Origin of the sequence: Mycobacterium timonense, assembly GCF_025821985.1 — a bacterium.
GTDB lineage: Bacteria > Actinomycetota > Actinomycetes > Mycobacteriales > Mycobacteriaceae > Mycobacterium > Mycobacterium avium.
In genome coordinates, this window is sequence record NZ_JACKSY010000022.1 from 22,111 (window position 1) to 47,283 (window position 25,173).

Annotated in this window: 20 protein-coding genes and 1 riboswitch; of the genes, 15 read left to right on the top strand and 5 right to left on the bottom strand. The window is 69.2% G+C overall.

Annotated features, from left to right (window positions below; genetic code table 11):
- The first annotated feature begins 101 nt into the window (after positions 1 to 101).
- The 3 genes from H7I87_RS06920 to H7I87_RS06930 all read left to right on the top strand — a co-directional run bounded on the left by H7I87_RS06920 (position 102) and on the right by H7I87_RS06930 (position 2,970).
- Positions 102 to 785 (top strand): TetR/AcrR family transcriptional regulator, encoded by a 684-nt coding sequence (locus tag H7I87_RS06920; protein ID WP_011725120.1) that lies wholly within the window; start codon positions 102 to 104, stop codon positions 783 to 785.
- A 141-nt stretch (positions 786 to 926) separates the two neighbouring features.
- Complete coding sequence (locus H7I87_RS06925) at positions 927 to 1,427, top strand: VOC family protein (protein ID WP_009977032.1); 501 nt, start codon at positions 927 to 929, stop codon at positions 1,425 to 1,427.
- A gap of 49 nt (positions 1,428 to 1,476) precedes the next feature.
- Positions 1,477 to 2,970: an FAD-binding protein gene (locus tag H7I87_RS06930; protein ID WP_011725118.1), complete on the top strand. Its 1,494-nt coding sequence runs from the start codon at positions 1,477 to 1,479 to the stop codon at positions 2,968 to 2,970.
- A gap of 64 nt (positions 2,971 to 3,034) precedes the next feature.
- Here H7I87_RS06930 and bacA read toward each other — a convergent pair whose 3' ends face one another.
- Positions 3,035 to 4,954, bottom strand: a complete 1,920-nt coding sequence (bacA, locus tag H7I87_RS06935; protein ID WP_003876498.1) for a vitamin B12 ABC transporter pemease/ATP-binding protein BacA — start codon at positions 4,952 to 4,954, stop codon at positions 3,035 to 3,037.
- Between the two features lie 93 nt (positions 4,955 to 5,047).
- Here bacA and H7I87_RS06940 point away from each other — a divergent pair, with 93 nt between their 5' ends.
- The 12 genes from H7I87_RS06940 (at position 5,048) to gcvP (ending at position 18,561) form a co-directional block, all read left to right on the top strand.
- Entirely contained in the window at positions 5,048 to 6,691 is a 1,644-nt protein-coding gene (locus H7I87_RS06940; protein ID WP_024637415.1) for an acetolactate synthase, read from the top strand.
- Between the two features lie 52 nt (positions 6,692 to 6,743).
- Positions 6,744 to 9,077: an accessory Sec system translocase SecA2 gene (gene secA2, locus H7I87_RS06945; RefSeq protein WP_009977026.1), complete on the top strand. Its 2,334-nt coding sequence runs from the start codon at positions 6,744 to 6,746 to the stop codon at positions 9,075 to 9,077.
- Positions 9,078 to 9,131: 54 nt separating this feature from the next.
- On the top strand, positions 9,132 to 9,761 hold the full coding sequence (locus H7I87_RS06950; protein ID WP_011725116.1) for a CDP-alcohol phosphatidyltransferase family protein: 630 nt from the start codon (positions 9,132 to 9,134) through the stop codon (positions 9,759 to 9,761).
- A complete protein-coding gene (locus H7I87_RS06955) occupies positions 9,754 to 10,680 on the top strand; it encodes a DUF881 domain-containing protein (RefSeq protein WP_003876503.1) in 927 nt (308 codons plus the stop codon). Before H7I87_RS06950 ends, H7I87_RS06955 begins: the two co-directional genes overlap by 8 nt.
- A gap of 61 nt (positions 10,681 to 10,741) precedes the next feature.
- Entirely contained in the window at positions 10,742 to 11,074 is a 333-nt protein-coding gene (locus H7I87_RS06960) for a small basic family protein (RefSeq protein ID WP_003876504.1), read from the top strand.
- Between the two features lie 7 nt (positions 11,075 to 11,081).
- The gene (locus H7I87_RS06965) at positions 11,082 to 11,915 is read left to right on the top strand and encodes a DUF881 domain-containing protein (RefSeq protein ID WP_009977022.1); all 834 of its coding nucleotides are present in this window, start codon (positions 11,082 to 11,084) and stop codon (positions 11,913 to 11,915) included.
- Positions 11,916 to 11,941: 26 nt separating this feature from the next.
- A complete protein-coding gene (gcvH, locus tag H7I87_RS06970; RefSeq protein ID WP_003876506.1) occupies positions 11,942 to 12,340 on the top strand; it encodes a glycine cleavage system protein GcvH in 399 nt (132 codons plus the stop codon).
- A gap of 319 nt (positions 12,341 to 12,659) precedes the next feature.
- The gene (garA, locus tag H7I87_RS06975) at positions 12,660 to 13,130 is read left to right on the top strand and encodes a glycogen accumulation regulator GarA (RefSeq protein WP_009977020.1); all 471 of its coding nucleotides are present in this window, start codon (positions 12,660 to 12,662) and stop codon (positions 13,128 to 13,130) included.
- Complete coding sequence (gene ftsR / locus H7I87_RS06980) at positions 13,130 to 13,882, top strand: transcriptional regulator FtsR (protein ID WP_009977019.1); 753 nt, start codon at positions 13,130 to 13,132, stop codon at positions 13,880 to 13,882. Before garA ends, ftsR begins: the two co-directional genes overlap by 1 nt.
- A gap of 112 nt (positions 13,883 to 13,994) precedes the next feature.
- Positions 13,995 to 14,489 (top strand): bifunctional nuclease family protein, encoded by a 495-nt coding sequence (locus H7I87_RS06985; protein WP_003876509.1) that lies wholly within the window; start codon positions 13,995 to 13,997, stop codon positions 14,487 to 14,489.
- Between the two features lie 283 nt (positions 14,490 to 14,772).
- Positions 14,773 to 15,402, top strand: coding sequence for a MerR family transcriptional regulator (locus H7I87_RS06990; RefSeq protein WP_003876510.1), 630 nt, complete (start codon positions 14,773 to 14,775; stop codon positions 15,400 to 15,402).
- A 59-nt stretch (positions 15,403 to 15,461) separates the two neighbouring features.
- Positions 15,462 to 15,559, top strand: a riboswitch (glycine riboswitch).
- Between the two features lie 176 nt (positions 15,560 to 15,735).
- Positions 15,736 to 18,561, top strand: coding sequence for an aminomethyl-transferring glycine dehydrogenase (gene gcvP / locus H7I87_RS06995; protein WP_011725113.1), 2,826 nt, complete (start codon positions 15,736 to 15,738; stop codon positions 18,559 to 18,561).
- Positions 18,562 to 18,588: 27 nt separating this feature from the next.
- On the opposite strand, the gene H7I87_RS07000 is transcribed toward gcvP, so the two are convergent.
- The 4 genes from H7I87_RS07000 to H7I87_RS07015 all read right to left on the bottom strand — a co-directional run bounded on the left by H7I87_RS07000 (position 18,589) and on the right by H7I87_RS07015 (position 24,893).
- Positions 18,589 to 19,233 (bottom strand): TetR/AcrR family transcriptional regulator, encoded by a 645-nt coding sequence (locus tag H7I87_RS07000; protein ID WP_061504232.1) that lies wholly within the window; start codon positions 19,231 to 19,233, stop codon positions 18,589 to 18,591.
- Positions 19,234 to 19,288: 55 nt separating this feature from the next.
- Positions 19,289 to 20,266, bottom strand: a complete 978-nt coding sequence (locus tag H7I87_RS07005; RefSeq protein WP_024636741.1) for an oxygenase MpaB family protein — start codon at positions 20,264 to 20,266, stop codon at positions 19,289 to 19,291.
- Between the two features lie 270 nt (positions 20,267 to 20,536).
- On the bottom strand, positions 20,537 to 22,588 hold the full coding sequence (locus tag H7I87_RS07010; RefSeq protein ID WP_062906339.1) for a substrate-binding domain-containing protein: 2,052 nt from the start codon (positions 22,586 to 22,588) through the stop codon (positions 20,537 to 20,539).
- A gap of 100 nt (positions 22,589 to 22,688) precedes the next feature.
- A complete protein-coding gene (locus H7I87_RS07015) occupies positions 22,689 to 24,893 on the bottom strand; it encodes a malate synthase G (RefSeq protein ID WP_011725110.1) in 2,205 nt (734 codons plus the stop codon).
- Positions 24,894 to 25,173: the final 280 nt, after the last annotated feature.

Below are 25,173 nucleotides of genomic sequence, written 5' to 3' on the forward strand. Positions count from 1 at the left end.
CCGGGGCAATGCCAGAGAGCGGTGCTCTCCATTTCGAACACGCTGCCACACCGCGGTCGGGAAAGCAAGAGCGGTGTTCTCGGTTGTGTCAGACTGACCGGGTGGGCAAACGCCAGCAGTCCCGGGAGCAGATCGAGGCGCGCATCATCGAACTCGGTCGCCGCCAACTGGTGGACCGGGGCGCGGCCGGGCTGTCGGTCCGCGCCATCGCCCGCGACCTGGGCATGGTGTCCTCGGCGGTGTACCGCTACGTGTCCAGCCGCGACGAGTTGCTGACCCTGCTGCTGGTGGACGCCTATTCCGACCTGGCCGACACCGTGGACCGGGCCCGCGAAACCGCGGGCGAACAGTGGAGCGACGACGTCATCGCCATCGCGCGCGCCACCCGGCGCTGGGCCGTCGAGCACCCGGCATGCTGGGCCCTGCTCTACGGCAGCCCGGTTCCCGGGTACCACGCGCCCCCCGAACGCACCGTTGCCGCCGGCACCCGGGTGGTCGCGGCGTTGTTCGACGCCGTGGCGGCGGGGATCACCACCGGCGATATCCGGCTGACCAATGACCCTGCGCCGCAACCGATGTCATCCGACTTTGAACGGATCCGGCACGAATTCGGCTTCCCGGGCGATGACCTGGTGATCGCCAAGTGCTTTTTGCTGTGGGCGGGGGTGCTGGGCGCGATCAGCCTCGAGGTGTTCGGACAGTACGGGGCGGACACGCTGACCGATGTGGAAGCCGTCTTCGACGCCCAGCTGCGGCTGCTGGTCGACGTGCTGACCCGGCACTGATCCGGCCACGGCCGGTCACGGACCGCGGAGCACGGAATTAGAACGTGTTCACCCGCGGTTTCCCGGTTCGGACCGGATCGGCATGGCAAATTCTTTCGGGCACTTTCTGGCCGCCCGGCGGCTCGACTATTGTGCGAGACGATGACGCTTCCCGTGCAGTCGCCGACGCAGATCGCCTGGGTCACCGGCGACCTGGATGCCACCGAAACGGCCCTCACCGGCCTGTTAGGTGTGCGCAAGTGGGTGCGGATACCGGACGTGCACTTTGCTGCGGATGCCTGCAGCTACCGGGGTAAGCCCGCCGATTTCGTCGCGAGCATCTCGCTGAGCTATCTCGGCGACATGCAATTGGAGCTGATCCAACCGGTACGTGGCGAGAACATCTATAGTGACTTTCTGTCCGATGGCGGGCCGGGGTTGCACCACATCTGCGTCGAGGCCGACAGCCCCGAGCAGTTGGCCGAAGCGCTGGCGCGGGCCGGCGAGCGGGGCGCCCCGGTGGTGCAGCAGGGTGTGATGCCCGGCGGAATCCACTTCGCCTATGTCTCGGCGCCGCAGGCGGGAGTTCCGTTCGTGGAGTTCGCCTACATCGCGCCCGAGATGCGGGCGTTCTACGACTACATCAAACAGCAGCAGCGGTGAGCCGCGCCCGCGCGGACGCGCGGCACGGCGATGAGGAGGAATGGCGCCAATGAGCACCGAGATACCGGCAACTGTCAGTGCCCATGACGTGACGTCGTGGTCCGACGACGTCGACGTGGTGGTGATCGGCTTCGGCATTGCCGGCGGCTGCGCCGCGGTCAGCGCGGCGGCCGATGGCGCGCGGGTGTTGGTGCTGGAACGCGCGGCCGCGGCCGGCGGCACCACTTCGCTTGCCGGGGGCCACTTTTACCTCGGCGGTGGCACCGCGGTGCAGCAGGCGACCGGTCACGACGACTCCGCCGAGGAGATGTACAAGTACCTGGTGGCGGTGTCGCGGGAGCCCGAGCTGGACAAGATCCGCGCCTACTGCGAGGGCAGCGTCGAGCACTTCAACTGGTTGGAAGACTTGGGTTTTCAGTTCGAACGCAGCTACTACCCGGGCAAGGTGGTCGTCCCGCCGGGCACCGAGGGCCTGAGCTACACCGGCAACGAGAAGGTGTGGCCGTTCTGCGAGCAGGCCAAGCCGGCGCCGCGCGGGCATTCCGTGCCGGTGCCCGGGGAGCTGGGCGGGGCCGCGATGGTGATCGACCTGCTGGTGAAACGCGCCGAGGCGCTGGGCGTGCAGATCCGTTACGAGACCGGGGCGACCAACCTGATCGTGGACGACGACGGCGCCGTGGTCGGTGTGGCCTGGAAGCATTTCACCGAGACCGGCGCGGTCAAGGCCGACGCGGTGATCCTCGCTGCCGGCGGCTTCGCGATGAATCCGCAGATGGTGGCCGAGCACACTCCGGCGTTGGGCCAGCCGCGGCGCACCAAGCACCACGGCCTGGTGGCGCCGTACATTCTGGGCAATCCGCACGACGACGGGCTGGCCATCCGGATGGGGGTGTCGGCGGGCGGGGCGACCAAGCACATGGACGAGCTGTTCATCACCGCGGCCGCCTACCCGCCGGAGGTGCTGCTGACCGGGATCATCGTCAACAAGGAGGGTAAGCGCTTCGTCGCCGAGGACTCCTATCATTCGCGCACTTCGGCTTTCGTGTTGGAGCAGCCGGAGCAAACCGCATACCTGATCGTGGACGAGGCGCACACCGAGATGCCGGAGATGCCGCTGATCCGGTTCCTCGACGGCTACGAGACGATCGCGGAAATGGAAGCCGCGCTGGGCATTCCGGCCGGCAACCTGGCCGCGACGCTGGAGCGCTACAACAAGTTCGCCGCCGCGGGCGAAGACCCGGATTTCCACAAGCAGCCGGAATACCTTGCCGCACAAGACAATGGACCGTGGGCGGTGTTCGACCTGTCGCTCGGGCGGGCGATGTACTCGGGGTTCACCATCGGCGGCCTGGCGGTGAGCGTCGACGGCGAGGTGCAACGGGCCGACGGCTCGGTGGTGCCCGGGTTGTATGCCGCCGGCGCGTGCGCGTCGAACCTGGCTCAGGACGGCAAGGGGTACGCCAGCGGGACGCAGCTGGGTGAGGGTTCGTTCTTCGGGCGCCGCGCCGGAGCGCACGCGGCGCGGCGCGCCGCGAAAGCATAGGCGCGCATCAAATCGGGCGCCGGAGCGCACGCGGCGCGGCGCGCCGCGAAAGCGTAGGCGCGCATCAAACCCGCGCGGGCTCCTTTTCGACCGGGCTCAGCTGCCACGGGCCGCCGCCGAGCAGGTGCAGCTGCTGGTCGTGGTGCTGCTCGACGGTGGGCCGATGGCTCACGCTGACCATCACGCACCCCGGCAGCTCGGCCCGAACCAATTGGTACAGCGCGTATTCCAGCCCCTCGTCCAGCGCCGAGGTGGCCTCGTCGAGGAAGACCGCCTTGGGCCTGGTGAGCAGGACGCGCGCGAACGCGACGCGCTGCTGCTCGCCGGGGGAGAGCACCTTGGCCCAGTCCTGGTCTTCGTCCAGCCGGGAGATGAGCGGCGCCAGAGCCACTTTGGTGAGCACCTCGTGCAGCTGCGAATCGGCGATGCTATCCGGCGAATTCGGGTAGCACACCACGGTGCGCAGCGTGCCCAGCGGCACGTAGGGCAACTGCGACAGGAACATCGTCGCGTTGTCGCCGTCGGGCCGGCACAGGGTTCCCGAGGCGTACGGCCACAATTCGGCCAGGCTGCGCAGCAGCGTCGTCTTGCCGGCCCCCGAGCGTCCGGTGATCACCAGCGTGTCGCCCTCGTCGAGCTGGATGTCCAGCGAGTCGACCAGCTGATCTCCCTCGGGGGTGCGCACCTCGATACCGCGCAGCTCGACCGCCGTCTCTTCGCTGGGTTTGACGAGGATGGCGGGCAGCGCCCGGCCCTTGCTGTTGGCGTCCACCAGGCCGTGCAGACGGATGATCGCGGCCCGGAAGGCGGCGAAGGCGTCGTAGTTGTTCCGGAAGAACGACAGCGAGTCGTGAATGTTGTTGAACGCCGTGGCCGTCTGGGTCACATCGCCGAAAGCGATCTCGCCGGCGAACAGTCGCGGCGCCTGGATGGCCAGCGGCAGCGGAACGATGATCTGCGTCACCGACCAGTTCCAGCCGTTGAAGATGATGGTCCGGCGCACGTACCGGCGGTAGTTGGCGATGATCGGCGTGAAACGCTGCCACAGCTGGGCCCGCTCGACGCGCTCGCCGCGGTAGAACCCGACCGCCTCCGCGGCGTCCCGCAACCGCACCAGCGCATAACGGAAGGCGGCGTTTAACTTCTCGTTGTTGAAGCTAAGCCAAATCAGCGGGCGCCCAAGCCAAACCGCGACGACGGTCGCGATGAACACGTACACCAGCACCGTCCAGAACATCGCGCGCGGCAACACCAAGCCGAACAGGTTCAGGTCCCCGGACAGCTTCCACAGGATCGCGGTGAACGAGATGACCGAGGCCACCGCGTTGACGGCCCCGAACAGCAACGTGCTGCCCGTGCCGTTGGACGGGACGTTCGGCGTCCCGCCGGCGTTGGCGGTGAAGATGTCGATGTCCTGCTGGATGCGCTGATCCGGGTTGTCGATCGTGTTGTCGATGAACAGGTCCCGGTAATACGCCCGGCCCGCCAGCCAGTCGTCGGTGAGGTTCGCGGTGAGCCACATGCGCCACGCGATGATGAACCGCTGCGTCAGATAGACGTCGGCCATGAAGCGGGTCACCCACAGCGCCGCCAGCAGGCAGAAGATGCCGAGCGATACCCAAAAGCCATGTATCCCCGAATGTTTGACCGCGTCATTGCCCGACGCGATGCCTTCGAACGCCTTCTGCAGCGCCGTGTACAGGTCATTGCTTTGGAAGCTGAGCAGCACGCTCAGCCGCACCGACAGCAGCACCGACAGCAGCAGCACGCCGAGCATCAGCCACACCCGCACGCTGTGGGCGCCGACGAAGTAACCGCGGGTGATCCGCCAGAACTGCCGGCCCCAGGGCGTGAGGAACCGGAACGCCAGCAGCACCCCGAACAGGCAGACGGCGCTGATCACCCACGCTATGGCCAGCCACCGCAAGGAATCGACAAACGCCGCCGACCAGTCGATCGACGGCTTGAACGGCTTGGCACCCATCGTCGGCGTCTCCTTACGGTCGAGGTGGTCGGACTCTCCTCAACTTGAAATCCTTCGGCGAAGGTACCGGACGGATCTGGATAGGCTGCGGTGATGACCAGTGACGCCACCTCCGCACCGACCCTGCACGCCGGCCGGCTGGTCGCGCGCCGGCTGCGGGCCAGCGGTGTCGACACCGTCTTCACGCTGTCCGGCGGCCACCTGTTCTCCATCTACGACGGCTGCCGCGATGAGGGCATTCGGCTGATCGACACCCGGCACGAACAGACCGCGACGTTCGCCGCCGAGGGCTGGTCGAAGGTGACCCGGCTGCCCGGGGTGGCCGCGCTGACCGCCGGACCCGGCGTCACCAACGGGATGAGCGCGATGGCCGCCGCGCAACAGAACTCCTCGCCGCTGGTGGTGCTGGGGGGCCGGGCGCCGGCGCAGCGGTGGGCCATGGGCTCGCTGCAGGAGATCGACCACGTGCCGTTCGTGGCGCCGCTGGCCCGTTTCGCCGCCACCGCGCAATCTGCCGACGACGCCGGCCGGCTGGTCGACGACGCCTTGCGCGCGGCCGTCGGCGCCCCGTCCGGCGTGGGCTTCGTGGACTTCCCGATGGACCACGTGTTCTCCATGGCCGAGGACGACGGCCGCCCCGGGGCGCTCGTCGACCTGCCGCGCGAACCCGAACCCGACGGCGCCGCGCTGGGCCGGGCCGCCGGCCTGCTGTCCGGCGCGAAGCGGCCGGTGATCATGGCGGGCACCAACGTCTGGTGGGGGCACGGGGAAGCGGCCCTGCTGCGGCTGGCCGAGGAACTGGCCATCCCGGTGCTGATGAACGGGATGGCACGCGGGGCGGTGCCCGCCGACCATCCGCTGGCCTTCTCCCGCGTTCGCGGAAAAGCGTTGGGGGAGGCCGATGTCGCGCTGATCGTCGGGGTGCCCATGGATTTCCGGCTCGGTTTCGGCGCGGTGTTCGGGCCGCACACCCGGCTGATCGTGGCCGACCGGGTGGCGCCCGAGCGCAAGCATCCCCGGCCCGTCGAGGCGCAGCTGTACGGCGACCTGATGACGATCCTGGCCGCGTTGGCCACCGCGGGTGGGGGCGACCACCGGGACTGGATCGACGAACTGCGCACGGCCGAGACGGCGGCGCGCGCCGCCGAGCAGGCCGAGCTGGCCGACGACCGCGTCCCGCTGCATCCGATGCGGGTGTACGCGGAGCTGGCGCCGATGCTGGACCGCGACGCCATCGTCGTCATCGACGCTGGCGACTTCGGCTCCTACGCCGGGCGGGTGATCGACAGCTACCGGCCGGGCTGCTGGCTGGACAGCGGCCCCTTCGGCTGCCTGGGGTCGGGACCCGGCTACGCGCTGGCCGCCAAGCTGGCCCGGCCGGAGCGCCAGGTGGTGCTGCTGCAGGGCGACGGCGCGTTCGGCTTCAGCGGCATGGAATGGGACACCCTGGTCCGCCACCGGGTGCCGGTGGTCTCGGTGATCGGCAACAACGGGATCTGGGCGCTGGAAAAGCATCCAATGGAGCAGCTGTACGGCTATTCGGTGGTGGCCGAGCTGCGCCCGGGCACCCGCTACGACGAGGTGGCGCGCGCGCTGGGCGGCCACGGCGAGTTGGTCGCCGCGCCGGGCGAGCTGCGACCGGCGCTGGAACGCGCCTTCGCCAGCGGCCTGCCCGCCGTCGTCAACGTGCTCACCGACCCCACGGTCGCCTACCCGCGGCGGTCGAACCTGGCCTGACGGGCGTGTCGGGTGCGAACACGCGGGCTCGCCCCACCGGTACCGTTGACCTGTGCCTAAGACGAACCGCGCTCAACCCGGCCGGCTGAGCAGCCGATTCTGGCGCCTGCTCGGCGCCAGCACGGAAAAGAACCGCAGCCGTTCGCTCACCCTGGTGACCGACTCGTCGGAATACGACGACGAGGCCGCCGGGCTGACCGACGAGCAGCTGCGCAAGGCCGCCGGGCTGCTCAACCTGGAGGATCTCGCCGAGTCCGAGGACATCCCACAGTTCCTGGCCATCGCCCGGGAGGCCGCCGAGCGGGCAACGGGCTTGCGCCCATTTGATGTGCAGCTGCTTGGGGCCTTGCGCATGCTGGCCGGCGACGTGATCGAGATGGCCACCGGCGAGGGCAAGACCCTGGCCGGGGCGATCGCGGCGGCCGGCTACGCGCTGGCCGGCCGGCACGTGCACGTGGTGACCATCAACGACTACCTGGCCCGCCGCGACGCGGAATGGATGGGCCCGCTGATCGAGGCGATGGGGCTCACGGTCGGCTGGATCACCGCCGAGTCGTCCAGCGAGGAGCGCCGGGCCGCCTACGGCTGCGACGTCACCTACGCCTCGGTCAACGAGATCGGCTTCGACGTGCTGCGCGATCAGCTGGTGACCGACGTCGCGGACCTGGTCTCGCCCAACCCCGACGTGGCGCTGATCGACGAGGCCGACTCGGTGCTGGTCGACGAGGCGCTGGTGCCGCTGGTGCTGGCCGGCACGACGCACCGCGAGACGCCGCGGCTGGAGATCATCAAGCTGGTCGGCGAGCTGGAGGCCGGCACCGACTACGACACCGACGCCGACAGCCGCAACGTGCATCTCACCGACGTCGGCGCGCGCAAGGTGGAGAAGGCGCTCGGCGGCATCGACCTGTACTCCGAGGAGCACGTCGGCACCACCCTGACCGAGGTCAACGTCGCGCTGCACGCGCACGTGCTGTTGCAGCGCGACGTGCACTACATCGTCCGCGACGACGCGGTGCACCTGATCAACGCCTCGCGCGGGCGGATCGCGCAGCTGCAGCGCTGGCCGGACGGCCTGCAGGCCGCCGTCGAGGCCAAGGAGGGCATCGAGACCACCGAAACCGGGGAGGTGCTCGACACCATCACCGTGCAGGCGTTGATCAACCGGTACGCCACGGTGTGCGGCATGACCGGCACCGCGCTGGCCGCCGGTGAGCAGCTGCGCCAGTTCTACAAGCTCGGTGTGTCGCCGATTCCGCCGAACAAACCCAACATCCGCGAAGACGAGGCCGACCGCGTCTACATCACGGCGGCCGCCAAGAACGACGCCATCGTCGAGCACATCATCGAGGTCCACGAAACCGGGCAGCCGGTGCTGGTGGGCACCCGCGACGTGGCCGAATCCGAGGAGCTGCACGAGCGGCTGCTGCGCCGCGGCGTGCCGGCGGTGGTGCTCAACGCCAAGAACGACGCCGAGGAGGCCCAGGTGATCGCCGAGGCCGGCAAGTTCGGGGTGGTGACGGTGTCCACCCAGATGGCCGGGCGCGGCACCGACATCCGGCTCGGCGGCTCCGACGAGGCCGACCACGACCGGGTCGCCGAGCTGGGCGGGCTGCACGTGGTGGGCACCGGCCGGCACCACACCGAGCGGCTGGACAACCAGCTGCGCGGGCGCGCCGGCCGGCAGGGCGACCCGGGGTCGTCGGTGTTCTTCTCCAGCTGGGAGGACGACGTCGTGGCGGCCAACCTCGACCGCAACAAGCTGCCGATGGAAACCGACCCGGAAACGGGCGACGGCCGGATCGTCAGCCCCAAGGCCGCCGGGCTGCTCGATCACGCCCAGCGCGTCGCCGAGGGCCGCATGCTGGACGTGCACGCGAACACCTGGCGCTACAACCAGCTGATTGCCCAGCAGCGCGCGATCATCGTGGACCGCCGTAACACGTTGCTGCGCACCGCAACCGCGCGTGAGGAGCTGGCCGAGCTGGCGCCGAAGCGCTACCGGGAGCTGGCCGAGGAGATCCCCGAGGAACGCCTGGAAACCATCTGCCGGCACATCATGCTCTACCACCTCGACCGCGGCTGGGCCGACCATCTGGCGTACCTGGCCGACATCCGCGAGAGCATCCACCTGCGGGCGCTGGGCCGGCAGAATCCGCTGGACGAATTCCACCGGTTGGCGGTCGACGCGTTCGCGTCGCTGGCCGCCGACGCGATCGAGGCGGCCCAGCAGACGTTCGAAACCGCCAACGTGCTCGAGGACGAGCCGGGCCTGGATCTGTCGAAGCTGGCCCGGCCGACGTCGACGTGGACGTACATGGTCAACGACAACCCGCTGTCGGACGACACGCTGTCCACCCTGAGCCTGCCCGGGGTGTTCCGCTAGCCGGTGCGCGGCCAGCCGCGCACGGGGCGCCGCGCTTGGCTAATGTCACGGCACATGGAGCCGGTGCTTCCACCCAACCGGGTGCTGACGGTGCCCAACGCGCTCAGCGCGGTCCGCCTGGCGCTCGTCCCCGTGTTCGTCTACGCGTTGCTGGTCGCCCACGCCAATGGGTGGGCGGTGGCGATCCTGATGTTCAGCGGCGCCTCGGACTGGGCCGACGGCAAAATCGCCCGGCTGCTCAACCAGTCCTCGCGGCTGGGTGTGCTGCTCGACCCCGCGGTGGACCGCCTCTACATGGTGGTCGTGCCTGTCGTGCTGGCGTTGAGCGGCATCGTGCCGTGGTGGTTCGTCGTCGTCCTGCTCGTCCGCGACGGCCTGTTGGCCGCCACGCTGCCGCTGCTGTGGAGCCGCGGCCTGTCGGCACTGCCGGTGACCTACATCGGCAAGGCGGCGACGTTCGCGTTGATGTGCGGGTTCCCGCTGGTGCTGTTGGGCACCTGGGACGCGTTGTGGAGCCGCGTGGTGGGCGCCTGCGGCTGGGCCTTCCTGATCTGGGGCCTGTACGCGTACCTGTGGGCGTTCGCGCAGTACGCGGTGCAGATGACGCTGGTGGTGCGCCGGATGCCCAAGGTCCACCGCGCGTCGCGCCCGTCGACCATGGCGAAGGTCGTCGACCATGGCTGACGTGGACCGCGCGCTCGGCGGCTATGACCCCAACGCCGGTCACAGCGCGCACCTGGCGGCGCGCCCGCAGCGGATTCCGGTGCCCTCGCTGCTGCGCGCCCTGCTCTCCGAGCATCTCGATCCCGGCTACGCCGCGGCGGCGGCCAAACGCGGCGCCGTCGACGAAACGCGCAACCGGCGCCCGCGGGTGTCCGGCTGGCTGTGGCAGGCGCTGGCGGCGCTGCTGATCGCCACCGTCTTCGCGGCCGCGGTCGCCCAGGCCCGCTCGGTGGCCCCCGGGGTGCGCAGCGCGCAGCAGCTGCTGCTGGGCAATGTGCGGGCCACGGAAGGCTCGGCGGCGAAGTTGGCGCAGCGGCGCAACGAGCTGTCGGCGAAGGTCGACGACGTGCAGCGGCACGCCCTGGCCGACGACGCCGAGGGGCAGCGGCTGCTCAAACGCCTCGACGCGCTCGGCCTGGCGGCGGCCAGCACGGCGGTGATCGGCCCCGGCCTGAAGGTCACGGTGACCGATCCGGGCGCCGGCCCGAACCTTTCGGACGTGTCCAAGCAGCGGGTCAGCGGCAGCAGGCAGATCATCTTGGACCGCGACCTGCAGCTGGTGGTCAACTCGTTGTGGGCCGGCGGCGCCGAGGCCGTCTCGGTCGGCGGCGTGCGGATCGGCCCGACCGTGACCATCCGGCAGGCCGGCGGCGCGATCCTGGTGGACAACAACCCGACCAGCAGCCCCTACACGATCCTGGCGATCGGGCCGCCGCACGCGCTGCGCGACGCCTTCGACACCAGCCCGGGGATGCAGCGGCTGAGGCTGCTGCAGATCTCCTACGGCGTGGTGGTTACCGTGGATGTCGCCGACGGACTAACGCTGCCTGCCGGATCGGTCCGGGATGTCAAGTTCGCCAAGCAGATTGGGCCACAGTGAGAAGAATCCCGAACAGCTTCCCATTCCGGTTTCCCTTCCGGCGCGACACGGGAAGCCGCGCATGATCGGTATCGCGGCACTGGCGATCGGCATCGTGCTGGGCCTGGTGTTCCATCCGTCGGTGCCCGAGGTCGTGCAGCCCTACCTGCCGATCGCGGTGGTCGCGGCGCTGGACGCGGTGTTCGGCGGTCTGCGTGCGTATCTGGAACGCATCTTCGATCCGAAGGTGTTCGTGATCTCGTTCGTGTTCAACGTCTTCGTCGCCGCGCTGATCGTCTACGTCGGCGACCAGCTGGGGGTGGGCACCCAGTTGTCGACGGCCATCATCGTGGTGCTGGGTATCCGCATCTTCGGCAACGCCGCGGCGCTGCGCCGCAGGCTGTTCGGCGCATGAGGTGAACATGAGTCACGACCCGCCGGATCGCCCGGCCGACCCGCCGGATCAGGGTGCGGCGCACGGGCGCCACGAACTGCCGGGAAAGCAGCCCCGCCCGGCGATCGGGCCGCTGCGCCGCACCGGGTTGTCCGGGATGCTGCGCGGGGGCCGTTCCCGGTTCGGTTTCGGCACCCTGGCCGTGCTGTTGTGTCTGCTGCTGGGCATCGCGATCGTCACCCAGGTCCGCCAGACCGAATCGGGGGACTCGCTGGAGACGGCGCGGCCCGCGGACCTGTTGGTGTTGTTGGACTCGTTGCGGCAGCGCGAGGGCACGCTCAGCGCCGAGGTGAGCGAACTGCAGAACACGCTGAATTCACTTCAGGCGTCCGGCAATAACGACCAGGCCGCCATCCAGTCCGCGCAATCCCGGCTGGCGGCGCTGTCCATCCTGGTCGGCGCGGTGGGCGCCACCGGGCCCGGTGTCACCGTCACGATCGACGACCCCGCGCCGGGAGTGTCCCCCGAGGCGCTGCTCGACGTGGTCAACGAGCTGCGCGCCGCCGGCGCCGAGGCGCTCGAAGTCAACGACGCGCACCAGTCGGTGCGGGTGGGTGTGGACACCTGGGTGGCGGGTACGCCGGGGTCGTTGACCATCGACTCGAAAACGCTGTCGCCGTCGTATTCGATTCTGGCGATTGGCGATCCGCCCACCCTGGCCGCGGCCATGAACATTCCCGGTGGCGCCCAGGACACCGTCAAGCGGGTGGGCGGACGGATGTCCGTCCAGCAGGCCGACCGGGTGGACGTGACCACCTTGCGGCAACCAAAACCGCACCAATACGCTCAGCCCGTCAAGTGAGCAACTCCCGAACAGACAGGATCACCGTGAGCGACATCCCGCCCGACCTGCACTACACCGCCGAACACGAATGGGTTCGCCGAAGCGGTGATGACACCGTGCGGGTGGGCATCACCGACTTCGCCCAGTCGGCGTTGGGTGACGTCGTTTTCGTTCAGCTGCCCGAGGTGGGCGCGCAGCTGACCGCCGGGGAATCCTTCGGCGAGGTCGAATCCACGAAATCGGTGTCGGACCTCTACGCCCCGGTGTCGGGCACGGTGACGGCGGTCAACACCGACCTGGAAGGCAGCCCGCAGCTGGTCAACTCCGACCCGTACGGGGCCGGCTGGTTGCTGGATGTCCAGGTGTCCGACGCCGCCGCCTTGGAGTCGGCCATCACCGCACTGCTCGACGCCGAGGCCTACCGCGGAACGCTGACCGAATGACGGTTGCTAATGTCCCTGCAGCCCGCCCGGCCAAGCGAGCGGTGCGGCCGGCACACGGGGGAAATCAACGTTTCGGATCGTCAGGTGGTGGGCGCATTGCGGCGACGTGCGCGGTACCGTCGACACATCGATCGGTGAAGGGATCCGTGCAGCGATCCGTGAAGGACCATTGAAGACCGTTGAATGACACGTGTAAGACACTGAAACTACGAGACGGCAGTAATCGGCATACCGGGCGGACGAGCCCGGTGCGACGGCCGGCCGAGCGGCCCGGACAGACAACGCCACAGCGGCCAGTGAGGAGCAGCGCGTGACGGACATGGACTCTGGAAGTCAGGACCAGAACGGGGACGAAGTCACGGTAGAGACGACTTCCGTCTTCCGTGCCGACTTCCTCAACGAGCTGGACGCGCCCGCCCAGGCGGGCACCGAGAGCGCGGTCTCCGGGGTGGAGGGGTTGCCGGCGGGCTCGGCGTTGCTGGTCGTCAAGCGCGGACCCAATGCCGGATCGCGGTTTCTGCTCGACCAGGCCACCACCTCGGCGGGCCGGCACCCGGACAGCGACATTTTCCTCGACGACGTCACCGTCAGCCGCCGGCATGCCGAATTCAGGTTGGAAAACAACGAATTCAGCGTGGTCGACGTTGGTAGTCTCAACGGCACTTACGTCAACCGGGAACCCGTGGACTCCGCGGTGCTGGCCAACGGCGACGAAGTGCAGATCGGCAAGTTCCGCTTGGTGTTTTTGACCGGGCCCAAGCAAGGTGAGGACGGAGGATCTTCAGGCTAGTGAGCGCACCCGATAGCTCGGCGCTGGCCGGGATGTCGATCGGGGCGGTCCTGGAATTGTTGAGGCCGGACTTCCCCGATGTCACCATCTCCAAGATTCGCTTCTTGGAGGCCGAAGGGCTGGTGACGCCGCAACGGGCCGCGTCGGGGTATCGAAGGTTCACCGCGTACGACTGCGCGCGGTTGCGTTTCATCCTTACGGCGCAGCGCGATCACTACCTGCCGCTCAAGGTCATCCGGGCGCAGCTGGACGCCCAACCCGACGGCGAGCTGCCGGCCTTCAACACCCCCTACACCGCCCCCCGGCTGGTGTCGGTGGCCGGAACCGACGCCGGCGCCAACGCGGGCCTCGGCTCGGACACCTCGGCGGTGGCCCCGGCCCACGTCCGGCTCAGCCGCGAAGAGCTGCTGCGGCGCGCGGGCGTCGACGACGAACTGCTGACGGCGTTGCTCAAGGCCGGGATCATCACCACCGGGCCCGCCGGGTTCTTCGACGAGCACGCCGTCGTCATCCTGCAGTGCGCGCGGGCGCTGTCGGACTACGGCGTCGAGCCGCGGCATCTGCGCGCGTTCCGCTCGGCAGCCGACCGGCAGTCGGACCTGATCGCCCAAATCGCCGGGCCGGTAGGCAAAGCCGGCAAGGCGGGCGCCCGCGATCGCGCCGACGACTTGGCGCGTGAGGTTGCGGCGCTGGCCATTACGTTGCACACGTCGTTGATCAAATCCGCCGTTCGCGACGTTCTCGATCGCTGAGGACTAGACTTCGGTCGACAGCTTGGTTTCGGCAGTGGGGCGGATTTTTGACCTCGCCGTCGCTGGCGAGTACCAATTCAACCGGCGCCACTAATGCGGAGGGCAGACACAAATGGGTGAAGTTCGTGTTGTCGGCATTCGCGTAGAGCAGCCGCAAAACCAGCCGGTGTTGTTACTGCGCGAAACCAACGGTGACCGTTACCTGCCGATCTGGATCGGTCAGTCAGAGGCTGCCGCGATCGCCCTCGAGCAGCAAGGCGTTGAGCCGCCTCGCCCGTTGACGCACGATTTGATCAGGGATGTCATTGCCGCGCTTGGACATTCGCTGAAAGAGGTGCGGATCGTCGATCTGCAGGAGGGGACTTTCTACGCCGACCTGGTGTTCGACCGCAACATCACGGTGTCGGCGCGCCCCTCGGATTCGGTGGCGATCGCGCTGCGCGTCGGTGTCCCCATCTACGTCGAGGAGGCGGTGCTGGCCCAGGCCGGGCTGCTGATTCCGGACGAGAGCGACGAGGAGGGCGGCACCGCCGTCCGCGAGGACGAGGTGGAGAAGTTCAAGGAATTCCTCGACAGCGTCTCGCCCGACGATTTCAAGGCCACCTAGACATCCGGCGCGCCCGCGACCAGCGCTTTGGGAACGACGCGGCGGCTGGATTAGCCTGGAGGGCGATATCACGGATGCGTCTCAACTGGCGGCGTGATGTCGACACGCTGGCGGATAGCTCGCCCACTTGGGCCCGCGACGGCCATACTTTGAGGACGACTTCAGGCGCGGCGGCTATCGACAAGCGTAAGCTCACTAGCACTCGGGCCTGAGCAGACGTGGCTGCGATGCAGCCTTGGAGACGCAGCCACCGACGAGAGCGCGATCGCGGGAAGGAACCACCGTGAGCGAGCAGCCACGCCAAGAGCAGCTCAATTTGGCCGAGGACGGGAATGCGGGCACCGGTGAGCGCAGCGTCACCGCGGCCGCCGCGCCGGTCCAGCCCGGATTGTTCCCCGACGACTCGGTGCCCGACGAACTCGTCGGCTACCGCGGCCCGAGCGCCTGCCAGATCGCCGGCATCACCTACCGGCAGCTGGATTACTGGGCCCGCACCTCGCTGGTGGTGCCGTCGATCCGCAGCGCGGCGGGCTCCGGCAGCCAGCGGCTCTACTCCTTCAAAGACATCCTCGTGCTCAAGATCGTCAAGCGGCTGCTCGACACCGGCATCTCGCTGCACAACATCCGGGTGGCCGTCGACCACCTGCGCCAGCGCGGGGTGGAGGATCTGGCCAACATCACCCTGTTCTCCGACGGCACCACCGTGTACGAGTGCACGTCGGCCGAGGAGGTCGTCGACCTGCTGCAGGGCGGGCAGGGCGTGTTCGGCATCGCGGTCTCCGGCGCCATGCGCGAGCTGACCGGCGTCATCGCGGACTTCCCCGGCGAGCGGGCCGACGGCGGCGAGTCGATCGCCGAGCCGGAGGACGAGCTGGCGTCCCGGCGCAAGCACCGCGACCGCAAGATCGGCTGATCACGCCCGGCGCCGCGCGCGTGGGCGGCCGGCGCGGGCGGGTAAACTGGGCGGCGCATCGCATTCGAGCGGGAGAGTTCCGTGACGGCCAGTCACGGACGCCGAAGGAGCAACACCTCTCCGTCAACCTCTCAGGCACCCGGACCGCACGAAACATGATGCCTCTGGAAAGCGGTGCCGGCCTTCGGGCCCGCACCCGCCGATGGGGAAAGGCGGCCGCGACAGCATCGGCCGCCGAATCTCTCAGGCGCCCGGCGAACGGGTGAAGACAGAGGGAGAGGACCACCGCAGCACCGCCGTCCTCGCCCCGAGCGTCTTCGTCAGGAGTTTCCCGTGCCCGACCACACCACTTTCGCCGCCCGGCACATCGGCCCGGACCCTCAGGCCGTCGCGGCCATGCTCGACGTCATCGGTGTCGGCTCGTTGGACGAGCTGGCCGCCAAGGCCGTTCCGGCCGGCATCCGCGACCGGCTCTCGGCCGACGGGATCGCGCCGGGCCTGGACCGGCTGCCGCCGCCGGCCAGCGAAACCGAGGCGCTGGCCGAGCTGCGCGGCCTGGCCGAGGCCAACACCGTCGCCGTGTCCATGATCGGGCAGGGCTACTACGACACGCTGACCCCGCCGGTGTTGCTGCGCAACATCCTGGAGAACCCCGCCTGGTACACCGCCTACACGCCGTATCAGCCGGAGATCAGCCAGGGCCGGCTGGAGGCGCTGCTGAACTTCCAGACCATGGTGGCCGATTTGACCGGCCTCGAGATCGCCAACGCCTCGATGCTCGACGAGGGCACAGCGGCCGCCGAGGCGATGACCCTGATGCACCGCGCATCTCGCGGCAAGTCCAACCGGCTGGCGGTGGACGTCGACGTGTTCGCCCAGACCGCGGCCATCGTGGCCACCCGGGCCCGGCCGCTGGGTATCGAGATCGTCACCGCCGACCTGCGCGACGGACTGCCCGACGGCGACTTCTTCGGCGTCATCGCCCAGCTGCCCGGCGCCAGCGGCGCGATCACCGACTGGGCCGCCCTGGTGGCGCAGGCGCACGAGCGCGGCGCGCTGGTGGCGCTCGGCGCCGACCTGCTGGCCTTGACCCTGATCACCCCGCCCGGCGAGATCGGCGCCGACGTGGCCTTCGGCACCACCCAAAGATTCGGTGTGCCAATGGGATTCGGCGGCCCGCACGCGGGATACCTGGCCGTGCACGCCAACCACGCCCGGCAGCTGCCGGGCCGGCTGGTCGGTGTCTCGCTGGACGCCGACGGTTCGCCGGCCTACCGGTTGGCGCTGCAGACCCGCGAGCAGCACATCCGCCGCGACAAGGCGACCAGCAACATCTGCACCGCGCAGGTGCTGCTGGCGGTGATGGCCGCCATGTACGCCAGCTACCACGGCGCTGAGGGGCTGACCGCGATCGCGCGCCGCGTGCACGGGCACGCCGAGGCGATCGCCGCCGCGCTGGGCACCGCGGTGGTGCACGACAGGTACTTCGACACCGTGCTGGCGCGGGTGCCGGGCCGGGCCCACGAGGTGATCGCCGCGGCCAAGGCCAGGGGCATCAACCTGTGGCGGGTCGACGACGACCACGTCTCGGTGGCCTGCGACGAGGCCACCACCGACGAACACGTCGCCGCGGTGCTCGAGGCGTTCGGCGTCGCACCCGCCGAGCCCGTCGCCAGCGAAATCGCTACCCGCACTTCGGAATTCCTTACCCATCCCGCCTTCACCCAGTACCGCACCGAGACGGCGATGATGCGCTACCTGCGCACCCTGGCCGACAAGGATATTGCGTTGGACCGCAGCATGATTCCGCTCGGCTCGTGCACCATGAAACTCAACGCCGCCGCCGAGATGGAGCCGATCACCTGGCCGGAGTTCGCCCGTCAGCACCCCTTCGCCCCGGCGTCCGACACGCCGGGGCTGCGCCGGCTCATCGGCGACCTGGAGAACTGGCTGGTGGCCATCACCGGCTACGACGCCGTCTCGCTGCAACCCAACGCCGGGTCGCAGGGCGAGTACGCCGGCCTGCTGGCCATCCACGACTACCACGCCAGCCGCGGGGAACCGCACCGCGACATCTGCCTCATCCCGTCCAGCGCGCACGGCACGAATGCCGCGTCGGCGGCCCTGGCCGGGATGCGGGTGGTGGTCGTGGGCTGCCACGACAACGGCGACGTCGACCTCGACGACCTGCGCGCGAAGGTCACCGACCACCGCGACCGGCTGTCGACGCTGATGATCACCTACCCGTCCACGCACGGCGTCTACGAGCACGACATCGCCGAGATCTGCGCGGCCGTCCACGACGCGGGCGGCCAGGTGTACGTCGACGGCGCCAACCTCAACGCGCTGGTCGGGTTGGCCCGGCCGGGCAAGTTCGGCGGCGACGTCAGCCACCTGAACCTGCACAAGACGTTCTGCATCCCGCACGGCGGCGGCGGGCCGGGGGTGGGGCCGGTGGCGGTGCGCTCGCACCTGGCGCCGTTCTTGCCCGGGCATCCGCACGCCCCGGAGCTGCCGCAGGGGCATCCGGTGTCCTCGGCGCCCTACGGCTCGGCGTCGATCCTGCCGATCAGCTGGGCCTACATCAGGATGATGGGCGCCGACGGCCTGCGCGCGGCGTCGCTGACCGCGATCACCTCGGCCAACTACATCGCCCGGCGGCTCGACGAATACTTTCCGGTGCTCTACACCGGCGAGAACGGCATGGTGGCCCACGAGTGCATCCTGGACCTGCGTCCCATCACCAAGGCCACCGGCGTGACCGTCGACGATGTCGCAAAACGGTTGGCGGACTACGGTTTTCACGCTCCCACCATGAGCTTCCCGGTGGCCGGCACGCTGATGGTGGAGCCCACCGAGAGCGAAACCCTCACCGAGGTGGACGCCTTCTGCGACGCCATGATCGCCATCCGCGGCGAGATCGACCGGGTGGGTGCGGGGGAGTGGCCGGTGGAGGACAATCCGCTGCGCGGCGCCCCGCACACCGCCGAGTGCCTGGTGACCACCGACTGGGACCACCCGTACAGCCGCGAACAGGCGGCCTATCCGCTGGGCAAGGACTTCCGACCCAAGGTATGGCCGCCGGTGCGACGCATCGACGGCGCCTACGGCGACCGCAACCTGGTGTGCTCGTGCCCGCCGGTCGAGGCGTTCGCCTGACCCGTTCGTCTTGTGCCCGTTGCCCGATCAGCCGGGTAGCGCCGCCGGGGCCGGCAGCACCAGCGGCACCAGGTACCGGCGGGCGAAATCGCGGGCCTCGGCGAGGTTGTAGACCGGGATGACGGACTTGGGCGTCTCGATGAGCGAGATGATCAGCCGCCCGATCATCTCACCGACCACCTCGGTGTCGAGGTCGTCGGCCAGTTCACCGCGCTCCTGCCAGCGGCGCAACCAACTCGCGATGTAGGTGCGCGAGATGGCGATCAGATGCTCGTCGGTCAGGAACGCGGACAGCTCGCCGGCCGCGGGCGATTCCCGGATGCTGCGGGTCAGCAGCTTGGGGGCCGACGCTTCGTGGACGAACGCGGCGAACACCTCGGCGATGCCTTCCTCGGCGCTCGCCGCGCGGCCCGCGACGTCGGAGATCAGGGTGCTCAGCCGCACGGATTCGTCGATGATGGTCAGCCGCACAAGGTTTCGCTTGTGCCGGAAGCGGCGGTAGACGGTGGCCACGCCGACGCCGGCCGCGTCGGCGATGTCCTGCATGGTGGTGTTGGCGAAGCCGCGCTCGGTGAAACAGGTGCGCGCCGCGGTGACGATGGTGCGGGCGGTCGGATCGAGGGTGGCCAGGCCGTCGGGCAGCAAGCCGAGCAGCATCGCGGGGTCAACCATCTGGCCTCCAGCCGATCGGGGTCTCGACGCGGTATCGGGACTCATCCTGCCGGATCTAGCCGCGGCCCGGCGCGGCGAACGAATCCAGCAACACCGAACGATAGCGGTCGCGCAGCCGCTCGTACTGGTACCGGTTGTACGCCAAGGGCTCCAGGGTGAGCCGGCGCGGCAGCCATCGCCAGCCCAGCTGCAGCGCGGCGACGTAGACGGCGAACTCGGCCTGCTCCCGCGCGCCCCAGCGCACCCCGAGCAGCCGGCGCATGGTGGGGTGGGCGACCGCAGCCGAGCACACCACCACCGGCCGCGCGGCCAGCGAGGTCAGCACCGGCCAGACCAGTCTCAGCACCGGCCGCAGCTGGCGGGGCAACAGCCTCGGGACCGGCGGCGCCACGAAGCTGCGGCTGGCGAATTGCAGAAACTCGTTGTCCGCCAAGTGTTTCGCGGCGACGGTGTCGTAGTAGTCGAGCATCTCGTCCAGGGTGGCCGGCAGCTTGCCCTGCTTGCTGGGCAGCTCGAGGAATTGCAGTTCGCGGCGCAGCGTCTGATACGCGACTTCCTTCTCGGCGGTGCTCAGCCGGCGCCCGCACACCCGCAGGTAAGCCTGGTACAGCAGGTTGAGGCCGCTGACCGCCACCCAGGTCCACAACTCGGGGTCCAGGGCGCTGTAGCGGGTGTCGCTGAACGCCCCCTTGCCGGTGCCGCGCACGTCGCGATGCAGTCGTTTGAGGTCGGCCCGCGACGCCTCGACGTCGGAGCTGTCACCGAAGGCCGCAAGGGCGGTGAACGCGGCGCTGCGGATGCCGCGGTCGGTGAAATTGTCGGCGAACCGCCCGCTGCGGTCCACCGCCGCCGCGATCTCCCGATGCGCCACCTGGTCGAGGGCCAGCCGGCCGAAGGCCGCCGCCAACGGCGAGCCCGCGAACCACCGGACGTCCTCGGCCAGCGCCCGGTGCGCGTCCGGCTGATCGGATTCGGCCGGGGCCGTCGCCGCGGAATCGTTGCCGCGCCGGCTGATTCGGCTTGTCGTCGCCATACCGCTTCTCCTCGAGTGGGTGGGCGGGTGGTGGCCCGCGACGGTTGGCCCGGCCGGCCTGTGGCGCCTGCCCGGGTCAGCGTTGATAGAAATCCAATTTTGTTCTATCGCTGGAGTGTGGCACAGACGGCGCCCGTGCGACAGAGGCTCGGCGCGATTTGTCCATGATTGCGCGCGATCCCGGCGCCGGGCCGCCCGCGGCCCCCGCGGGCGCGGTAGCCCCTAAGGCGCGGATCTATCACCGGCCACCGGGGGACGGCGCCCGGCCGCTCAGCTCAGGAAAGCGTTGACCGCGGTCGCCAGGTCCGGGGAGGCCGACGTCGCGAGGTTCTGATAGCCGCCGCCGCTGAGCTGGGCGACCGCCTCCCAGGTCGTGCGGTCCGGGTCGGCGCCGAAATCGATGACGTTCACCGCGATCGGCTTGGCCGGATCGGCGCTCTTGCGGATGAAGTCCTGCAGGCCGGGCCCGTCCAGGGTCTGGTCGGTATGCGGGCCGGCGGTGATGACCAGAATCGAATTCGTCTGCCCCGCATGATAATTGGACTGCATGTCCTGGTAGATCATGCGCAGCGTGGTGAACGACACCGCGCCGCCGCTCGACGAGTACTGCTTGTCCAGCGCGGCCGACAGCGCCGCCGAACGCGGCTGCCCGTTGACCGGATCGGCCAGCGGGCCGCTGGTGACCTCCGAGCGTCCCTCGTGACCGTCGAACGTCCACAGGCCGACCACGGCGCTGGCCGGCAGCGCCTTGATCTTGTCCTGAAGCGCTCCAATGACATTGGCCAGCCGGGATTTCCCGCCTTCCTGGCCGGGCATCGACTGGTCGAGCATGATCGTGGTGGCCTGCCCGGTCGACGGGCTGGCCATCGCCTCGGCCAGCGTCGCGCGCATCGCGTCGTCGCCGACCGACAGGGTCGACGGCAGCGCCGGGAAGGTGGTCACCGGGCTGCTCGGCGGTTTGACCCCGTTGACGCGGAAGCCCGCCTTCGCCAGCTTGGCCAGCTGGTCGGACTTGTGCATGAACCGGGAGAACTCGCTGGCGGCCGAGGCCTGTTCGCGGGTCAGCCACGACCCGCTGAGCAGCACGGTGGGGTAGTCGGCCACCGCCGCGGCACCCGGCGGCAGCCAGGAAGCCAAGGCGCCCTTGGCATCCGGCAGCGATTGCCCGCGCTGGAACAGCTGCTGTTCGGTGGTGACCACCCCGTGCACCGGCGCGCTGGCCGGGTCCCCGGGCTTGAGCAACGTGTTCATCGCCTCGGTCAGCGAGTTGTCGGCCAGCTTGGGTTGCGCGCTCAGCAGCGTGCGCACCGCGCCGGTGCCCTGCGTCACCGGCGCGCCCGGGGGCACCGACGCGGCCGCCACCGCCTCGCCGGCCAGGAACGCCGCATCCCCGTTGCCGGTCATCGGCAGCGCCAACCGCAGCGACCCCCACGCGGGTAAGTTCAATCCCGCCAACGCATTCGGGTTGGTCTGCAACCCGGGCAGTGCCGCCCAGTTCTGACCCGACAGGGCCGGCAGCAGTTCCGGGCGGACGGCCAGCACCACCGGCGAGCTGGCCAGCGAATGGCTCTCGGTGATGGTCTTCTGGGCGGTGGCGCCGGCCAGCCGCGCCGCGGAGACCGAGCTGCCCGGAATCCACAGTGCCGGTTGCCCACCGAGTTCCGCGGGCCACTTGCCGATGAAGCCGTTGAGCACGGCGTCGGAGCCGGCCGGCTTGACGCTGACCACCATGCAGTGATCGCCGATCGGGCCGGCCGACTTGTTGAAGCTCTCGGCGAATTGCCCGATGGCGTCGGCGATCGACGGGTCGGCGACGACCGGGACCTGCTCCTGGCCGCCGACGCAGCGCCCGGCCGCGGTGTGCGAACGCTTGGACAGCGCGTCACCGAAGAAGCGCCACAGGATCACCGACCCGACCACCACGACGACGGCGACCAGCGCCACGATCACGCCGATGCTGACCCCGCGGCGACCACCCTCGCTGCGATGCCCGCCGCGCCAATCGAGCCGGCGTGCGCGCAGTGACGGCGCCGACGCCGGCGATTCCTGCGAGCCGGACGGGGCCGGCCGGCGCGACGGGAACTCGGGGTAGTCGTCGGGGTCCTCGTCGACGAGATCCTCGCCGGGCGCGAACTCCTCGGGCGTGTAGTCGTCGTCGGCGACGAAGTCCGCGTCGGGGTAGCGCCGTTCGTCCGGGTAGTAGCCCTCGTCCGGCGCGCCTTGCGCGTCGAAGGCGTAGGCGTCGTCGCGCTCGTCGACAGGGTGGTCGGGCGATGGCTCGTCGAGGAAGTCGTCGGGGTCGGGCGCACTGTGCCTACCCATCGTGGTGCCCGCGGCCTTTCCGTCGATCCAGCGATAATCCGGCGCCGATTTTAGTCATCAGCGGAACTATGACACGACCGAGCGCGATTCGGGCGCAGGCTCAATTCGACTGCGCGGCGCGGGCCTTAACCTCGCGCCGGCGGCGGTGCAGGATCGGCTCGGTGTAGCCGTTAGGCTGCTGCGTGCCGGTCAGGATCAGATCCTGAGCGGCCAGGAACGCCAGGCTGTCGTCGAAGTTGGGCGCCATCGGCTGATAGGCGGCGTCCTTGGCGTTCTGGGCGTCCACCAGCGGCGCCATCCGCTCCAGGCTGGCCCGCACGTCCTCCTCGGTGATCACCCCGTGGCGCAGCCAGTTGGCCAGCAGCTGGCTCGAAATCCGCAGTGTCGCACGGTCTTCCATGAGCGCCACGTCGTGGATGTCGGGCACCTTCGAGCAGCCGACCCCCTGGGCGACCCAGCGCACCACATAGCCGAGGATGGACTGGCAGTTGTTGTCCACCTCCTCGCGGATCTCCTCGGGAGCCCAGGCCAGCTCCTTGGCCAGCGGGATGGTGAGCAGCTGTTCGATGGTGGTGCGCTTCTTCCCGGCGAGCTCCTCCTGAACCGCGCCCACGTCGACGTAGTGGTAGTGCATGGCGTGCAGGGTGGCCGCCGTCGGCGAGGGCACCCACGCGGTGGTGGCGCCCGCCTTGGGCTGGCCGATCTTCTGCTCGACCATGTCGGCCATCAGTTCGGTCATCGCCCACATGCCCTTGCCGATCTGGGCCTTGCCCTTGAAGCCGGCGGCCAGCCCGATGTCGACGTTGGCGTCCTCGTAGGCCTTGATCCAGGTGGTGTTCTTCATCGCACCCTTGCGGATCATCGGCCCGGCCTCCATCGAGGTGTGGATCTCGTCGCCGGTGCGGTCCAAAAAGCCGGTGTTGATGAACACCACCCGGTCGGCCGCGGCCTTGATGCAGGCCTTGAGGTTGACGGTGGTGCGCCGTTCCTCGTCCATGATGCCGATCTTGAGGGTGCCCTGCGGCAGGCCCAGGACGTCCTCCACCCGGCTGAACAGCTCGCAGGTGAACGCGACCTCGTCGGGCCCGTGCATCTTGGGCTTGACGATGTAGATGGAGCCGGTGCGGCTGTTCTGCAGCGGCCCGTTGGCCTCGCCGGTCTTGAGCCCGTGGATCGCCGTCAGGCCGGTGAACAGCGCATCCATGATGCCCTCGAACACCTCTTTTTCCTCGTCGCCGTCGCTCAACACGATGGCGTCGTTGGTCATCAGGTGCCCGACGTTGCGGACGAACAGCAGGCTGCGGCCCGGCAGGGTCAGCTCGCCCTGGCCGTCGGGGGTGGTGTAGGTGCGGTCGGCGTTGAGCACCCGGGTGAAGGTCTTGCCGTCCTTGCTGACCTCTTCGGACAGGTCGCCCTTGTTCAGGCCGAGCCAGTTGCGGTAGCCGAGCACCTTGTCGTCGGCGTCGACGGCGGCCACCGAGTCCTCGAAGTCCATGATCGTGGTGACGGCCGATTCCAGCACCACGTCCTTGATGCCGGCGCGGTCGGTCTTGCCGACCGGTGACTGCGGGTCGATGAGGATCTCGATGTGCAGGCCGTGATTGACCAGCAGCACCGACCAGTCCGGCGACCCGAGCTGCCCGGTGTAGCCGGCGAACTTCTCCGGCTCGGCCAGGCCGACGGAACCGTCGGCGGTCGCCACCTGCAGGCGGCCGTCCTCGACGGACAACCCGGTCGCGTCGGCCCAGGAACCCGATTCCAACGGCACCGCCTGGTCGAGGAAGTTGCGGGCGTACGCGATCACCTTGTCGCCGCGAACCTTGTTGTAGCTCGAACCCTTTTCGGCGCCGTCGGTTTCGGGGATCACGTCGGTGCCGTACAGCGCGTCGTACAGCGAACCCCACCGGGCGTTGGCGGCATTCAGCGCGAACCGGGCGTTGAGTACGGGCACCACCAGCTGCGGGCCCGCGGTGGTGGTGATCTCGTCGTCCACCCCGGAGGTGGTGATGGTGAAGTCCTCGGGTTCGGGCAGCAGGTAACCGATTTCGATGAGGAAGTCGCGGTAGGCATCGATGTCGAGCGGCTCGATGACGCGCTGGCGGTGCCACTTGTCGATCTGGGCCTGCAGCTCGTCGCGGCGGCGCAGCAGCTCCTGGTTCCTGGGGGTGAGGTCGGTGACCACCTTGTCGACGCCCGCCCAGAAGCTGTCCGGGTCGATGTCGGTGCCGGGCAAGGCCTCGTCGTTCACGAAGTCGTAAAGCACTCGGGCGACGCGCAGGTTCCCCGCCGACACGCGATCAGTCATGATTCTCCTCCGTCACGGGCCGCCCTGGACCACCAGACCGGTCCCAGATTGGCAATGTCATCAGCCTACCGAGCACATCCTGGCGAGCGTGAGCTGCCTGACCCGACATGCGCAGGTCAGGCCACCCTGACAGCCCCAAGATCGACGCGGCGGCGGGCACCGGGATCGCACTCCAGCAACGACGCTGTACGCGCAAGCGATCCACTGCCCCCAGCACTTTCTTAACTGGTAGTCGTGAAAGATCATACGGGCTCCGCGCGGCGCGGCCGGTCGGGCCGGT

Excerpts from the sequence above, each read along its gene's own strand:
- H7I87_RS06955 (WP_003876503.1), top strand. The coding sequence starts at position 9,754 with ATGGCTGACGTGGACCGCGCGCTCGGCGGCTATGACCCCAACGCCGGT.
- H7I87_RS06925 (WP_009977032.1), top strand. The coding sequence starts at position 927 with ATGACGCTTCCCGTGCAGTCGCCGACGCAGATCGCCTGGGTCACCGGC.
- H7I87_RS07005 (WP_024636741.1), bottom strand. The coding sequence starts at position 20,266 with ATGGCGACGACAAGCCGAATCAGCCGGCGCGGCAACGATTCCGCGGCG.
- H7I87_RS06930 (WP_011725118.1), top strand. The coding sequence starts at position 1,477 with ATGAGCACCGAGATACCGGCAACTGTCAGTGCCCATGACGTGACGTCG.
- H7I87_RS06940 (WP_024637415.1), top strand. The coding sequence starts at position 5,048 with ATGACCAGTGACGCCACCTCCGCACCGACCCTGCACGCCGGCCGGCTG.
- H7I87_RS06950 (WP_011725116.1), top strand. The coding sequence starts at position 9,132 with ATGGAGCCGGTGCTTCCACCCAACCGGGTGCTGACGGTGCCCAACGCG.
- H7I87_RS07010 (WP_062906339.1), bottom strand. The coding sequence starts at position 22,588 with ATGGGTAGGCACAGTGCGCCCGACCCCGACGACTTCCTCGACGAGCCA.
- garA (WP_009977020.1), top strand. The coding sequence starts at position 12,660 with ATGGACTCTGGAAGTCAGGACCAGAACGGGGACGAAGTCACGGTAGAG.
- H7I87_RS06960 (WP_003876504.1), top strand. The coding sequence starts at position 10,742 with ATGATCGGTATCGCGGCACTGGCGATCGGCATCGTGCTGGGCCTGGTG.
- bacA (WP_003876498.1), bottom strand. The coding sequence starts at position 4,954 with ATGGGTGCCAAGCCGTTCAAGCCGTCGATCGACTGGTCGGCGGCGTTT.
- H7I87_RS06965 (WP_009977022.1), top strand. The coding sequence starts at position 11,082 with ATGAGTCACGACCCGCCGGATCGCCCGGCCGACCCGCCGGATCAGGGT.
- H7I87_RS07015 (WP_011725110.1), bottom strand. The coding sequence starts at position 24,893 with ATGACTGATCGCGTGTCGGCGGGGAACCTGCGCGTCGCCCGAGTGCTT.
- H7I87_RS07000 (WP_061504232.1), bottom strand. The coding sequence starts at position 19,233 with ATGGTTGACCCCGCGATGCTGCTCGGCTTGCTGCCCGACGGCCTGGCC.
- H7I87_RS06985 (WP_003876509.1), top strand. The coding sequence starts at position 13,995 with ATGGGTGAAGTTCGTGTTGTCGGCATTCGCGTAGAGCAGCCGCAAAAC.